We start from the raw sequence: 14,159 nt of genomic DNA, 5'->3' as shown, positions 1-14,159 counted from the left end.
GAGGCCGGAGAGCGGAAGCAAGAGGTCGTACGGATGAACCTGCTACTCGCCGAGGTGGCCCAGGCCACCCAGCGGTTGGCCGCGGCCGGCGTGCCGTCGCCGCGCTTCGACGCGGAGGAGCTCGCCGCACACGTCCACAGCGTCAAGCGCAGCCAACTGCACACGGTCAAGGACGCGGACTTCGACGCCCGCTACTGGGAGGCCGTCTCCCGGCGGGAGGCGCGCGAGCCGCTCCAGCACATCACCGGGCGGGCGTTCTTCCGCTACCTGGAGCTGGCGGTCGGCCCCGGTGTCTTCGTACCCCGGCCGGAGACCGAGTCCGTGGTCGAGTGGGCCATAGACGCGGTCCGCGACATGGACGTGGCCGAGCCGCTGGTGGTCGACCTCTGCTCCGGATCCGGCGCCATCGCGCTCGCCCTGGCGCAGGAGCTGCCGCGCTCCACCGTGCACGCCTTCGAGCTCGACGAGGGCGCACTGCCGTATACCCGGCGCAACATCGGGGCCTCGCCCGACCGCGCCCGGATCACCCTGCACGAGGGTGACGCCACCCGCGCCTTCGAGGGCGACCACGGCTGGGACGGCCGCTTCGACCTGGTCATCTCCAACCCGCCGTACATCCCGCTCACCGAGTGGGAGTACGTCGCGCCGGAGGCCCGCGACCACGATCCGCAGATGTCGCTCTTCTCCGGCGAGGACGGCCTGGACACCATCCGGGGCATCCAGCGGGTCGCCGCCAGGCTCCTGCGCCCGGGCGGCGCCGTGGTGATCGAGCACGCCGACACCCAGGGCGGCCAGGTCCCGTGGATCTTCAACGAGGAAGCCGGCTGGACCGACACCGCCGACCACCGCGATCTGAACAACCGGCCGCGATTCACCACGGCGCGCAAGGCGTCGCTGTGACCGCGTCCGTCCACGTGATGAGTTGTCTCGGAAGGGGACCGCACCGATGAGCCGCCGCTACGACTGTGCCGACGCAGGGGACCGCGCGACGGGCCTGCGCGAGGCCGCCTCTGCCATCCGCCGGGGCGAACTCGTCGTGCTGCCCACCGACACCCTCTACGGGGTCGGTGCGGACGCCTTCTCGCCGGAGGCCGTCGCCGCCCTGCTCGCCGCCAAGGGCCGCGGCCGCAACATGCCCTCACCCGTCCTGGTCGGCTCGCCGACCACCCTGCACGGGCTGGTCACCGACTTCTCCGAGCAGGCCTGGGAGCTGGTCGACGCGTTCTGGCCGGGCGGGCTCACCCTGGTCGCCAAGCACCAGCCCTCGCTGCGCTGGGACCTCGGCGAGACCCGGGGCACGGTCGCCGTCCGGATGCCGCTGCACCCGGTCGCCATCGAGCTGCTGAACACCACCGGCCCGCTGGCGGTCTCCAGCGCCAACCGGACCGGCGGGCCGTCGCCGTCCACCTGTGGCGAGGCCGAGCAGCAGCTCGGCGACGCCATCTCGGTCTACCTGGACGGCGGCACGGCCGACCACGCGCAGGCCTCGTCGATCGTCGATGTCACGGGCAAGGTCCCGGTGCTGCTGCGGGCCGGCGCGATCACCGCCGAGCAGCTGAGGGAGGTCGTCCCCGACCTGGAGGCCGGCAGTTGACGGCCGCCTCCCTCCATGCCGGGCCCGGCATATCGCCGTACCTGGCCGTGGGCCCCAGGCCGCTGGACCACTTCCGGATCCTGTACGTGTGCACCGGCAACATCTGCCGCTCGCCGATCGCCGAGCGGCTCACCAGGCGTGAGCTGGACACCCGGCTGAACCCGCGGGTGGCCGGCCGCATCCTGGTGGAGTCGGCCGGCACCTGGGGCCACGAGGGCGCACCGATGGAGGACCACGCCGCCACGGTGCTGGACGAGTACGGCGCCGACAGCGGCGGCTTCACCGGCCGTGAGCTGCTGGACGAACACGTGGTCGAGGCCGACCTGGTGCTCACCGCGACCCTGGACCACCGGGCCCAGGTCATCTCGATGGGGCACGAGGCCGGCCTGCGCACCTTCACCATGAAGGAGTTCACCCGCCTGGTCCGGACGATCGACCCCGGCACCCTCCCGGACCCGCGACGCGGCGCCGACGTGACCGAGCGCGCCCGCGCGCTGGTCCGGGCCGCCGCCTCGCTGCGCGGCTGGTTGCTCGCCGCCACCCCCGAGTCGGACGAGGTGCACGACCCGTACGGCGCGCCGATCGGCATGTTCCGCAACTGCGGCGAGGAGATATTCCACGCGGTCGACCCGGTGGTCACCGCGCTCACCGGGGTTCCCGCGCGCTACTGAGCAGGGCGGCCCCGTAGGCCGTGACCGTCCGGGCGCCCGGGCGGGTGCATCCCGGCCCGCGCCGCCGCGCCGCTCCCGGGGGCCGGTCCTACGCTGGAGGAACCCTCACCCTCTCCCGGCCTCCGACCGGGAGGTGGCCCCATGCGCCCGGGAGCCCCGCCATGACCGTCACCGATGCCGCGACCGGTTCCACCGAGACGACGGGGCGCCGGTGGGCGTCCGGGGCGCCCGACGAGGTCCTCCACCGGGCCGACCCCCAGATCGCCGACCTGCTCGCCGCCGAGGCCGAGCGGCGGGCCGAGACGATCCAGCTGCTGGCCGGGGAGAACCTCACCAGCCCGGCCGTGCTGGCCGCGCTCGCCGGCCCGCTGATCGACAAGTACGCCGAGGGCTACCCGGGCCGGCGCCACCACACCGGCTGCGCGCTGGCCGACGCCGCCGAACTGCTGGCCGTCGACCGGGCCCGCGCGCTGTTCACGGCGCCGCACGCCAACGTCCAGCCGCGTTCGGCCACCTCGGCGATCCTGGCCGCCTACGCGGCGCTGCTGCGGCCGGGGGACGCGGTGCTGGCGATGTCGCTGGAGCACGGCGGCCACCTCAGCTGCGGCTCGCGGGCCAACTTCTCCGGCCGGTGGTTCGAGTTCGTCGGCTACGGGGTGCGCCGCGAGGACGGGCTGGTCGACCTCGACCAGGTCCGCGAACTGGCCCGCCTGCACCGCCCCAAGGCCATCGTGGCCGGCTCCATCTCGCACCCCCGGCACCCGGACTGGGCCGCCTTCCGGGAGATCGCCGACGAGGTGGACGCCTACCTGGTCGCCACCGTCGCGCAGACCACCGGCCTGATCGCGGCGGGCCTGGCGCCCTCCCCGGTGCCGTACGCGGACGTCACCGTGGCCGCCACCCACAAGCTGCTCCGGGGGCCGCGCGGGGGCCTGCTGCTCTCCACCGCCGAGCTGGCCGACCGGATCGACCGGGCGGTCTTCCCGTTCACCCAGGGCGGCGCCGCGATGAACGAGGTGGCCGGCAAGGCCGTCGCCCTGGCCGAGGCCGCCACGCCCGCCTACCGCGCGTACGCGCACCGCACCGTCGCGGGGGCGCGGGTGCTGGCGGCGGGGCTCGAAGCGGCGGGGGCGCGTCCACTGACCGGCGGGACCGACACCCACCTGGTGACGGTCGACGTCGGCCCGCTCGGGGTGAGCGGCGCCGAGGCGGAGCGGCGCTGCGCCGTCGCCGGGCTGCTGCTCGGCAAGTGCGCGCTGCCGTACGACCCGGCGCCGCCGTCCGAGGCCTCCGGCATCCGCCTGGGCACCGGCACGGTGACCTCCCAGGGCATGGGCGAGAGCGAGCTGACGGAGATCGCCGGGCTGATCGGACGGCTGCTCGCCGGGGGCACGGACGTCCGGGTGGGGGAGCGGGTCCGGGAGCTGGCGGGGGCGTTCGCGGGCCGTCGCTGACCGGATGAACCGATCTCCTACCCGGTAGGGCGAACCGCGATGCACGCACCCGGCGTCCGACTCAATAAGGTGTGTGCCGTGGCGACGCACCTCGAACCCCGGACAGGCACGGGCGTACCTTCGGTACCCACCCGTCGGACAGTGCAGCAGGAGGCCAGTGGTGCGTGAGTATCTGCTGGTGCTGTTCTGCACCGCGGCCGTCACCTACCTGCTGACCGGCCCGGTGCGGAAGTTCGCCATCGCGGCGGGGGCGATGCCCCCGGTCCGCGCCCGCGACGTGCACCGCGAACCCACCCCGCGGCTCGGCGGCATCGCGATGTTCGGCGGCCTCTGCGCCGGCATCCTGGTCGCCTCCCAGCTGGACAACCTGAGCAAGGTGTTCTCGCAGGGCACCGACATCCGCGCGCTGCTCTCCGGCGCCGGGATCATGTGGCTGCTCGGCGTGCTGGACGACAAGTGGGGCGTGGACGCGCTGGTGAAGCTGGGCGGCCAGATGATCGCCGCCGGCGTGATGGTGTGGCAGGGCGTCACGGTGATCACCCTGCCGGTGCCCGGCTCCGGCCCGGTCGCGGTCAGCCCCACCCAGGGCATGGTCATCTCGGTCACCCTGGTCGTCGTCATGGTCAACGCGGTGAACTTCATCGACGGCCTGGACGGCCTGGCCGGCGGCATGGTCTGCATCGCCGCGATGGCCTTCTTCCTGTACTCCTACCGGCTCTGGTACGGCTACACGATCAGTGACGCCGCCCCCGCCGTGCTCTTCAGCGTGCTGCTGATCGGCATGTGCCTGGGCTTCCTGGCGCACAACATGCACCCGGCCCGGATCTTCATGGGCGACTCCGGTTCGATGATGCTGGGCCTGATGCTGGCCGTCGCGGCGATCTCGATCACCGGCCGGGTCGACCCCGACCTGATCACCAGCGAGACGGGTTCGCAGACCCTCACCGTGCACGCCCTGGTGCCGATCTACATCCCGCTGCTGCTGCCGCTGACGGTCATCGCGCTGCCGCTGGCGGATCTGCTGCTCGCCGTGGTCCGCCGCACCTGGGCCGGCCAGTCGCCGTTCGCCGCGGACAAGCGGCACCTGCACCACCGACTGCTCCAGGTCGGCCACTCGCACAGCCGCGCCGTGCTGATCATGTACTTCTGGGCCGCGCTGATCGCCTTCGGGACCGTCGCCTTCTCGGTCACCAACACCGGCCGCACCCTGGTGCTGATGCTGGCCGGGCTCTGCCTGGTCGGCCTGGTGGTGCTGCTGACCCCGCGGTTCCGGCCGCGGGCCCCGCGCGCGGTGCAGGCCTTCGTCCCGCCGCGCTACCGCCGCCGTCCGGCGGGCCGGAAGCCCGCCCCGGCGGCGGTGCGCGAGGAGGAGGGCACGGCCCTGACCGCCGAGTCCGCCTCGGAGTCCGCCACCGAACCGATGGCCGAGCTGTCCGCCGAGGACAAGCGTCTGCTCGGGGGGCTGCCGAAGGGCTCCTCCGCGACCGGAAGCCGTGGTCACGGCCACGGGCGCGGCCGGTAGGGCGAAGTGACGTCCTGTCAAGCCGCCTCACCCGTTCGGCGGCACTGTTGGGTCATCAGTGTGACAGGTACCACACATTCATGGTAAAGCTCTCATCAAATAGTTTGTGATACCGTTCACGAGTACCGAGAACACGCCGAAAGACCTCACAGGTGGATGACTTCCGTCCCTGGCCGGTCTCCCTCGACGGACTCGCCGCAGAGCGGCCGGTCCGCGGCGGTTCCGGTCCGGTGTCACCATCACGTTCTGTGCCCGTCCCCCCGCCATCGACATGCCGCCGGAGTTGCCGACATGCCGTCCAACGACGCCCGGATCCTCCGAGGCGCCGCGATCCCCACTGCGGTCGCCGGAGTCCTCGCCATGGCGATCTCCTTTGCAGTCGCGGGTGGCAAGGGCTTGCTCGGCGCCCTCTTCGGAACGCTGCTGGTGATGGCCTTCTTCACCTCGGGTCAGGTCGCGCTCGACCGGCTGACCAGGTCGAACCCGCACATCATGATGGCCGCGGCGCTGCTCGTGTACACGACGCAGATCCTGCTGGTCGGCATCGTGCTGGCCGTGTTCAAGGACACCGAGCTCTTCAACCGGCAGGCCTTCGCGTTCACGCTGCTCGGCTGCGCACTCATCTGGACGGGTTTCCAGGTGCGCGGCGCACTGAAGGCGAAGATGTTCTACGTCGACCCCAACGCCTCTGAAAACAAGGGCAACAAGCCGTCCGACAAGGGGCGTCAACAGTGACGGCGCCCCTCTGTCCCCCCAACGAGGGGGGCGGTGTTTATGCCGCGCTGACGGGCTGCTATCGTCCGTCGCAACAACGGAGTACGGGAAGAGGCCAGGTCTGTCCGCACGGCGGACCGATCGCCCCCCGGATCCGCGCAGTCTTCGATGATCCCGCGGCGGTGCAGCGCACTGCCGGGCGGGGTCGGCGAGAAACCCATCAAGTTCCAGTGCCGCTCCGTGGTCGCAGGCCACGCCGACACACCGAGGTTGCCGTAACCATGCGTCACGACGAAGGAGTCCGTGGTGAGTGCTGAACTCACGTCCCTCGCCTCAGGCAGTTGCCACTTCGGGGACGCTGGCTGCGGCTTCCCGGCCCCGGGTCTGAACGAGTTCCAGTTCGAGCCGATTTTCACGATCGGCAGCTTCGAGTTCAACAAGCCGATGCTGCTGTCGATGATCGTTGCGGTACTGGTCGTTCTGTTCTTCTGGGCCGCCTTCGCGAAGCCGCGGCTCGTTCCCGGCAAGCTGCAGCTGGTCGGTGAGATCGGCTACGACTTCGTCAAGCGCTCCATCGTTCTGGAGACGATCGGCAAGAAGGGCGAGAAGTACGTCCCGATGCTCGTCTCGATGTTCTTCTTCATCTGGTTGATGAACATCATGTCGATCATCCCGTTCGCCCAGTTCCCGGTGACCGCGGCGATCGCCTTCCCGGCCGGCCTCGCAGCCGTCGTGTGGCTCACCTACATGACGCTGACCTTCAAGAAGCACGGCTTCGTCGGCGGCTTCAAGAACCTCTGCTGGCCGTCGGGCATCCCCGGCTGGGTCATGTTCATCCTGGTGCCGATCGAGTTCTTCTCGAACATCTTCGTGCGCCCCTTCACGCTCGCGGTCCGAGCCTTCGCGAACATGTTCGCCGGCCACCTGCTGATCGTGATGTTCTCCATCGCCTCCTGGTACCTGCTCAGCCCGACCCTGGGCGCGCTGTACGGCACGGCCTCCTTCGTCGTGACCATCGCGCTGACCGCCTTCGAGCTGCTGGTCCAGTTCCTGCAGGCCTACATCTTCGTGATGCTGGCCAGCAGCTACATCGCCGGTGCCCTCGAAGAGGCGCACTGAGCCTGGGGCCCCCGGCCCCACCCCCGAACCACACCTCCCGGAATGCCCGGTGGCCAATCACCACCGGTTCACCACCCCTGCAAAGGACAACTGCAATGAGCTTCCTCGCTGAGGGCACTGTCTACGGTTCCGTCGCCTCGATCGGCTACGGCCTCGCCGCCATCGGCCCCGGCATCGGCGTCGGTCTGATCTTCGGTAACGGTGTCCAGGCCATGGCCCGCCAGCCCGAGGCGGCCGGTCTCATCCGCGCCAACATGTTCATCGGCTTCGCGCTCACCGAGGCCCTCGCTCTGATCGGCATCGTCATGCCGTTCGTCTTCGGCAACAAGTAATCCCGCCGAAGACCCTTTCGAGGAAGGTCCAGATATGAGCATCGCGGCGCAGCTCGCGGCCGAGGAGAAGATGAATCCTCTCCTCCCCGCGTGGCCCGAGATCATCATCGGCCTGATCTGCTTCTTCATCGTCTTCGGTCTGCTCGGCAAGAAGCTCCTCCCCAGCATCGAGAAGGTGCTGTCGGAGCGCCGGGACGCCATCGAGGGCGGCATGGAGCGCGCCGAGGCCGCCCAGGCCGAGGCCCAGGCCCTGCTTGAGCAGTACCGCGCCGAGCTCGCCGACGCGCGTCACGAGGCTGCCCGCATCGTCGAGCAGGCTCGCGAGCAGGGCGCGGCCCAGCTCACCGAGATGCGCGAGGAGGGCCAGCGTCAGCGCGAGGCCATCGTCGCTGCCGGCCACGCCCAGATCGAGGCCGACAAGAAGCAGGCGTCCGCCGCCCTGCGCCAGGACGTGGGCTCGCTGGCCTCCCAGCTGGCGTCCCGCATCGTGGGCGAGTCCCTTGAGGACTCCGCCCGGCAGAGCGGTGTCATCGACCGCTTCCTGGACGAGCTGGAGTCCAAGGCCGCCGTTGCTCAGGGCGCGGCCAAGTGATCGGCGCCAGCCGCGAGGCCCTCGTCGCCGGGCGGCAGAACCTGGAGAGCCTGACCGATTCCACCTCGGTGGACGCGGCCAAGCTCGCCGAGGAGCTCACCGCCGTCACGGCCCTGCTGGACCGTGAGGTGTCGTTCCGCCGCGTGCTGACCGACCCGTCCCGGTCGGGTCAGGACAAGGCGCAGCTGGTCACCTCGCTGCTGTCCGGCCAGGTTTCCGGCGAGGCTGTCGACCTGGTCTCCGGCCTGGTCCGCTCCCGCTGGTCGGGCGCGCGTGACCTGGTCGACGCGGTCGAGGAGCTGTCCTCGTACGCCGAGGTCATCGCCGCCGAGAAGGCCGGTGCCCTGGACGACGTCGAGGACGAGCTGTTCCGGTTCGGCCGGGTGGTGAGCGGCTCCAACGAGCTGCGCTCCGCGCTGACCGAGCCGAAGGCCGGCGCCGCCGCCAAGGCTGCGCTGATCAGGAAGCTGCTCGGCGGCCGCGCCAACGCGGGCACCGTCCGGCTGGTCACCAGCCTGGTCAACAACCCGCGTGGCCGTAGCCTGGAGCAGGGCCTCGAGTCCTACTCGAAGCTCGCCGCCGCGCGGCGCGGCCGAGTGGTGGCCCTGGTCACCACCGCGGTGCCGCTGTCGGACAGCCAGAAGGAGCGCCTGTCGGGTGCTCTCGGCCGGCTGTACGGCCGCCAGGTCCACCTGAACATCGACGTCGACCCCGAGGTCGTCGGCGGTGTCCGGGTGCAGATCGGTGACGAGATCATCGAGGGCACCGTGTCGAGCCGCCTTGAGGGCGCTCGCCAGTCGCTCGAAGGCTGAACACACCCAAGCAGCACATCCGACCCTCGGTCGGGAACCGGCTCCACCGGAGTCGGCAAATCGTACGGCCGGTTCATACGACCCGGCCGAGAGTCGAGTACTTGCGGCCCTCAATGGCGGGCCGAGGATCGCAAACTAGGAGAGCAGGGAAGCCTGATGGCGGAGCTTACGATCCGTCCGGAGGAGATCCGGGACGCGCTGGCCGACTTTGTCCAGTCGTACCAGCCGGACGCCGCCTCTGTGGAAGAGGTCGGCACGGTCACTGACGCAGCGGACGGTATCGCCCATGTCGAGGGCCTGCCCTCGGTCATGGCCAACGAGCTGCTGAAGTTCGAGGACGGCACGCTCGGCCTCGCGCTGAACCTCGACACCCGCGAGATCGGTGTCGTCATCCTCGGTGAGTTCGGCGGCATCGAGGAGGGTCAGACGGTGCGCCGCACCGGCGAGGTCCTCTCGGTTCCGGTCGGCGACGGCTACCTCGGCCGCGTCGTGGACCCGCTGGGCAACGCGATCGACGGTCTGGGCGACATCGCTTCCACCGGCCGCCGTGCCCTGGAGCTGCAGGCCCCCGGCGTCATGGCCCGCAAGTCGGTCAAGCAGCCGCTGCAGACCGGCATCAAGGCCATCGACGCGATGACCCCGATCGGCCGCGGCCAGCGTCAGCTGATCATCGGCGACCGCCAGACCGGCAAGACCGCGGTGGCCGTCGACACGATCATCAACCAGCGCGACAACTGGCGCTCGGGCGACCCGGAGAAGCAGGTCCGCTGCATCTACGTCGCCGTGGGCCAGAAGGGCTCCACCATCGCGTCCGTCCGTGGCGCCCTGGAGGAGGCCGGCGCGCTGGAGTACACCACCATCGTGGCCGCTCCCGCCTCCGACCCGGCCGGCTTCAAGTACCTCGCTCCGTACACCGGCTCCGCCATCGGCCAGGAGTGGATGTACGACGGCAAGCACGTCCTGATCATCTTCGACGACCTGTCGAAGCAGGCCGAGGCCTACCGTTCCGTTTCCCTGCTGCTGCGCCGCCCGCCGGGCCGCGAGGCGTACCCGGGCGACGTCTTCTACCTGCACTCCCGCCTGCTGGAGCGCTGCGCGAAGCTGAACGACGAGCTCGGCGGCGGCTCGATGACCGGTCTTCCGATCATCGAGACCAAGGCCAACGACGTGTCGGCGTACATCCCGACCAACGTCATCTCCATCACCGACGGCCAGTGCTTCCTGGAGTCCGACCTGTTCAACGCCGGCATCCGCCCGGCCGTGAACGTCGGTATCTCGGTCTCCCGCGTCGGTGGCTCCGCCCAGATCAAGGCCATGCGCTCGGTCGCCGGCCGTCTGCGCCTGGACCTCGCCCAGTACCGTGAGCTGGAGGCCTTCGCCGGCTTCGGCTCCGACCTGGACGCGGCCTCCAAGGCCCAGCTGGAGCGCGGTGCGCGCATGGTCGAGCTGCTGAAGCAGGGCCAGTACCAGCCGTTCCCGGTCGAGGAGCAGGTCGTCTCCATCTGGGCCGGCACCACCGGTCAGCTGGACGACGTCCCGGTCGCCGAGATCCGCCGCTTCGAGCGCGAGTTCCTGGACCACGTGCGTCTGCAGCACAAGGACCTGCTCGCCGGCATCGTCGAGACCGGCCTGCTGGCCGACGGCACCGTCGACGCGCTGGCCACCGCGATCGGTGCCTTCAAGCAGGGCTACCAGACCGCTGACGGCAAGCTGCTCTCCGAGCAGGCCTGAGTCCGGTAGCGAGGGAAAGGACGTAACGACCCATGGGAGCACAGCTTCGGGTCTACAAGCGCCGGATCCGCTCTGTCACCGCGACGAAGAAGATCACCAAGGCGATGGAGATGATCTCCGCAGCGCGCATCGGCAAGGCGCAGCGCTCGGTGGCCGCCTCCACCCCGTACGCCGACGAGCTCACCCGGGCGGTGACGGCGGTGGCCACCCGGTCCAACGCCAAGCACCCGCTCACCAGCGAGAACCCGAACGCCACGCGTGCCGCAGTCCTGCTGATCACGGCGGACCGCGGTCTGGCGGGCGGCTACTCGTCCAACGCCATCAAGGCCTCGCTGGCGCTCTCCGAGCGTCTGCGGTCCGAGGGCAAGGACGTGGTGACGTACGTCGTCGGCCGCAAGGGCGTCTCGTTCTACGGCTTCCGTGACCTCGCCGTCGCGGAGACCTGGACGGGCTTCTCGGACAAGCCGACCTACGGGGACGCCAAGGCCGTCTCGGCCGCGCTGATCGAGGCCTTCACGGCCGAGACCGGTGGCGTGGACGAGGTCCACGTGATCTCGACCCGGTTCGAGTCGATGCTGACGCAGACCGCGGTCGACGCCCGGCTGCTGCCGCTGAAGCTCGACGAGGTCCAGCTCAGCGACGAGTCGTCCGCCAAGGCGGAGATCTTCCCGCTCTACGACTTCGAGCCGTCGGCGGAGGGCGTCCTGGACGCTCTGCTGCCGCGGTACGTGGAGAGCCGGATCTACAACGCGCTGCTGCAGTCGGCTGCCTCCGAGCACGCCGCCCGCCGCCGCGCGATGAAGAGCGCGACGGACAACGCCGGCGAGCTCATCAAGTCGCTCACGCGGCTTGCCAACTCGGCCCGTCAGGCCGAGATCACCCAGGAAATCAGCGAGATCGTCGGTGGCGCGAACGCGCTCGCTGACGCGAGCCGCGGGAGCGAATGAGTATGACTACCACTGTTGAGCCGACCACGGCGACGGGCCGCGTCGCGCGGGTCATCGGCCCGGTCGTCGACGTGGAGTTCCCCGTCGACGCGATCCCGAACATGTTCAACGCCCTGCGCGTCGAGGTGGACAACCCCGACGGCACGGGCAAGAAGGTCCTCACCCTTGAGGTCGCCCAGCACCTCGGCGACGGCCTGATCCGCGGCATCTCGATGCAGCCGACCGACGGCCTGGTCCGCGGTTCGCAGGTCACCGACACCGGTGCCGCGATCTCGGTGCCGGTCGGCCAGATCACCAAGGGCAAGGTGTTCAACGCCCTCGGTGAGGTGCTGAACGTCGACAAGGACGAGTTCGAGTCGCAGGTCCAGGTCCGGTGGCCGATCCACCGCAAGGCCCCGGAGTTCAAGGACCTCGAGTCCAAGACCGAGATGTTCGAGACCGGCATCAAGGTCATCGACCTCCTCACCCCGTACGTGACCGGTGGCAAGATCGGTCTGTTCGGTGGTGCCGGTGTCGGCAAGACCGTTCTGATCCAGGAGATGATCTACCGCGTCGCCGAGAACTTCGGTGGTGTGTCGGTCTTCGCCGGCGTCGGCGAGCGTACCCGTGAGGGCAACGACCTCATCGACGAGATGGTCGACTCGGGCGTTCTGGACAAGACCGCGCTGGTCTTCGGCCAGATGGACGAGCCGCCGGGCACCCGTCTGCGCGTCGCGCTCTCCGCGCTGACCATGGCGGAGTACTTCCGTGACGTCGAGAAGCAGGACGTGCTCCTCTTCATCGACAACATCTTCCGGTTCACCCAGGCCGGTTCCGAGGTGTCGACCCTGCTCGGCCGTATGCCCTCCGCGGTGGGTTACCAGCCGAACCTGGCCGACGAGATGGGCCTCCTCCAGGAGCGCATCACCTCGACCCGCGGTCACTCGATCACCTCGATGCAGGCGATCTACGTCCCCGCGGACGACCTGACCGACCCGGCCCCGGCCACCACCTTCGCCCACCTGGACGCGACGACCGTTCTGTCGCGCCCGATCTCGGAGAAGGGCATCTACCCGGCCGTCGACCCGCTGGACTCCACGTCCCGCATCCTCGACCCGCGGTACATCGCGCAGACCCACTACGAGACGGCCATCCGTATCAAGGGGATCCTGCAGAAGTACAAGGACCTCCAGGACATCATCGCCATCCTCGGTATGGACGAGCTGTCGGAGGAGGACAAGATCACGGTCCACCGTGCCCGTCGCATCGAGCGCTTCCTCTCGCAGAACACCTACGTGGCGAAGCAGTTCACCGGCATCGAGGGTTCGACCGTGCCGCTGTCCGAGACCATCGAGGCCTTCAACTCGATCGCGGACGGCAAGTACGACTCCGTCCCGGAGCAGGCCTTCTTCATGTGCGGTGGCATCGAGGACCTGGAGCGCAACGCCGCTCAGCTGGCGAAGAAGTAATCGCGGCCGGTAGCAGTCGAGCGTGATCGTGAGGGGTGGGCCCCAGCCCTGGGACCCACCCCTCACGTCGCACCGGCTGTGATTCCGGTCAAATCCGTGCCGCCGGTTTCATGCCGGGGGCGCGGGCCCGTTATTCTTACCGAAACTCCCGAGTAATCGGGGGTTGCATGAGCCTAGGAGCCCACGTTGGCTGAGCTGCACGTCGAGCTGGTCGCAGCCGACCGCAAGGTGTGGTCCGGTGCGGCCACCATCGTCGTCGCCCGTACGGCCTCCGGTGACACCGGCATCATGCCGGGTCACACCCCGGTGCTGAGCGTGCTGGAGACCGGTCCGGTCACCATCCGGACCACGGACGGCGGCACCGTGATCGCCGCGGTGCACGGCGGCTTCATCTCCTTCGCCGACAACAAGGTGTCCCTCCTCGCGGAGATCGCCGAGCTGGCGGACGAGATCGACGTCGCGCGTGCCGAGCGCGCACTGGACAAGGCCAAGTCGGACCTCGACGCGCACGCCGAGCGTCGCGCCGAGGTGCGTCTGTTCGCGGCGCGCGGCCTCAAGGCCCACGCCTGAGTGCGCCGGACCCCGCCTGAGCGGGGTCGACCGACGGTCCCGGGGACGCCTGAGCGTGACCCCGGGACTGTCGTCTCAGTTGGTAGGTCAACGCGGTCGCCTGGTACGACCGAAACGGGGAACGCGGGTAGCGAGGAGGTAGGTGAGCATGGTCCTCGCCCTTGTGGTGTGTGCGGCGGTCGTGGCGCTCGGTGTGATCGGGTTGGTCGCGTTCGCGGTACGCCGCCGTGTGATCCAGCGGGTCGGCGGAACGTTCGACTGCAGTTACCGGCTCAAAATGCCCGCCGACGCCTCGACTCAGCCCGACCTCGACGAGAACGGCAAACCCACCTCAGCCCCGGTCCCCCAGACCGACGGCAAGGGGTGGGTTTTTGGTATCGGCCGGTACAGCGGCGACTCCATCGAGTGGTTCCGGGTCTTCTCGTACGCTCCGCGCCCCCGCAAGGTCCTGCCGCGCCGGGAGATCGAGGTGCTGGGCCGGCGCTACCCCGAGGGGCAGGAGGAGCTGGCCCTGCTCTCCGGCTCGGTCGTGCTGCGCTGCCTCCACAACGGCGCGCCGCTGGAGCTCGCGATGAGCGACGACGCGCTGACCGGCTTCCTCGCCTGGCTCGAAGCCGCACCCCCCGGGCAGAGGGTCAACGTCGCCTAACCCC

Annotated in this window: 15 protein-coding genes; all 15 read left to right on the top strand. The window is 69.9% G+C overall.

Annotation, left to right across the window (positions count from 1 at the left end; all coding sequences use genetic code 11):
- Positions 1-33: 33 nt before the first annotated feature.
- On the top strand, positions 34-900 hold the full coding sequence (prmC, locus tag PUR56_RS09565; RefSeq protein ID WP_329883023.1) for a peptide chain release factor N(5)-glutamine methyltransferase: 867 nt from the start codon (positions 34-36) through the stop codon (positions 898-900).
- A gap of 46 nt (positions 901-946) precedes the next feature.
- A complete protein-coding gene (locus tag PUR56_RS09560) occupies positions 947-1,594 on the top strand; it encodes an L-threonylcarbamoyladenylate synthase (RefSeq protein WP_329948548.1) in 648 nt (215 codons plus the stop codon).
- Positions 1,595-1,623: 29 nt separating this feature from the next.
- Positions 1,624-2,265 carry an arsenate reductase/protein-tyrosine-phosphatase family protein gene (locus tag PUR56_RS09555; protein WP_329883206.1) on the top strand — a complete coding sequence of 214 codons (642 nt, stop codon included), beginning with the start codon at positions 1,624-1,626 and terminating at the stop codon, positions 2,263-2,265.
- Between the two features lie 161 nt (positions 2,266-2,426).
- Positions 2,427-3,719: a serine hydroxymethyltransferase gene (gene glyA / locus PUR56_RS09550; protein ID WP_329948547.1), complete on the top strand. Its 1,293-nt coding sequence runs from the start codon at positions 2,427-2,429 to the stop codon at positions 3,717-3,719.
- A gap of 160 nt (positions 3,720-3,879) precedes the next feature.
- Positions 3,880-5,241, top strand: coding sequence for an MraY family glycosyltransferase (locus PUR56_RS09545; protein ID WP_329883020.1), 1,362 nt, complete (start codon positions 3,880-3,882; stop codon positions 5,239-5,241).
- A gap of 291 nt (positions 5,242-5,532) precedes the next feature.
- Complete coding sequence (locus tag PUR56_RS09540; protein ID WP_329883019.1) at positions 5,533-5,976, top strand: hypothetical protein; 444 nt, start codon at positions 5,533-5,535, stop codon at positions 5,974-5,976.
- A 285-nt stretch (positions 5,977-6,261) separates the two neighbouring features.
- Positions 6,262-7,074 carry a F0F1 ATP synthase subunit A gene (gene atpB, locus PUR56_RS09535; RefSeq protein WP_329883018.1) on the top strand — a complete coding sequence of 271 codons (813 nt, stop codon included), beginning with the start codon at positions 6,262-6,264 and terminating at the stop codon, positions 7,072-7,074.
- A 95-nt stretch (positions 7,075-7,169) separates the two neighbouring features.
- The gene (gene atpE, locus PUR56_RS09530; RefSeq protein ID WP_329883017.1) at positions 7,170-7,406 is read left to right on the top strand and encodes an ATP synthase F0 subunit C; all 237 of its coding nucleotides are present in this window, start codon (positions 7,170-7,172) and stop codon (positions 7,404-7,406) included.
- A 34-nt stretch (positions 7,407-7,440) separates the two neighbouring features.
- Positions 7,441-7,998, top strand: a complete 558-nt coding sequence (locus PUR56_RS09525; RefSeq protein ID WP_329883016.1) for a F0F1 ATP synthase subunit B — start codon at positions 7,441-7,443, stop codon at positions 7,996-7,998.
- Positions 7,995-8,810 (top strand): F0F1 ATP synthase subunit delta, encoded by an 816-nt coding sequence (locus PUR56_RS09520; protein WP_329883015.1) that lies wholly within the window; start codon positions 7,995-7,997, stop codon positions 8,808-8,810. The genes PUR56_RS09525 and PUR56_RS09520 overlap by 4 nt, the downstream gene beginning before the upstream one ends.
- Positions 8,811-8,966: 156 nt before the next feature.
- A complete protein-coding gene (gene atpA / locus PUR56_RS09515; protein ID WP_329883014.1) occupies positions 8,967-10,541 on the top strand; it encodes a F0F1 ATP synthase subunit alpha in 1,575 nt (524 codons plus the stop codon).
- Between the two features lie 32 nt (positions 10,542-10,573).
- Positions 10,574-11,488, top strand: a complete 915-nt coding sequence (locus PUR56_RS09510; RefSeq protein ID WP_329883013.1) for a F0F1 ATP synthase subunit gamma — start codon at positions 10,574-10,576, stop codon at positions 11,486-11,488.
- Positions 11,489-11,490: 2 nt separating this feature from the next.
- On the top strand, positions 11,491-12,936 hold the full coding sequence (atpD, locus tag PUR56_RS09505) for a F0F1 ATP synthase subunit beta (RefSeq protein WP_329883012.1): 1,446 nt from the start codon (positions 11,491-11,493) through the stop codon (positions 12,934-12,936).
- Positions 12,937-13,122: 186 nt separating this feature from the next.
- Complete coding sequence (locus PUR56_RS09500) at positions 13,123-13,506, top strand: F0F1 ATP synthase subunit epsilon (RefSeq protein ID WP_329883011.1); 384 nt, start codon at positions 13,123-13,125, stop codon at positions 13,504-13,506.
- A gap of 148 nt (positions 13,507-13,654) precedes the next feature.
- Positions 13,655-14,155 (top strand): DUF2550 domain-containing protein, encoded by a 501-nt coding sequence (locus tag PUR56_RS09495; RefSeq protein WP_030302766.1) that lies wholly within the window; start codon positions 13,655-13,657, stop codon positions 14,153-14,155.
- The last annotated feature ends 4 nt before the right edge of the window (positions 14,156-14,159 follow it).

Origin of the sequence: Streptomyces sp. BE303 (genome assembly GCF_036290945.1) — a bacterium.
In the GTDB taxonomy this organism is placed as follows: Bacteria; Actinomycetota; Actinomycetes; order Streptomycetales; family Streptomycetaceae; genus Kitasatospora.
This window is presented reverse-complemented; position numbering and strand designations above follow the sequence as displayed.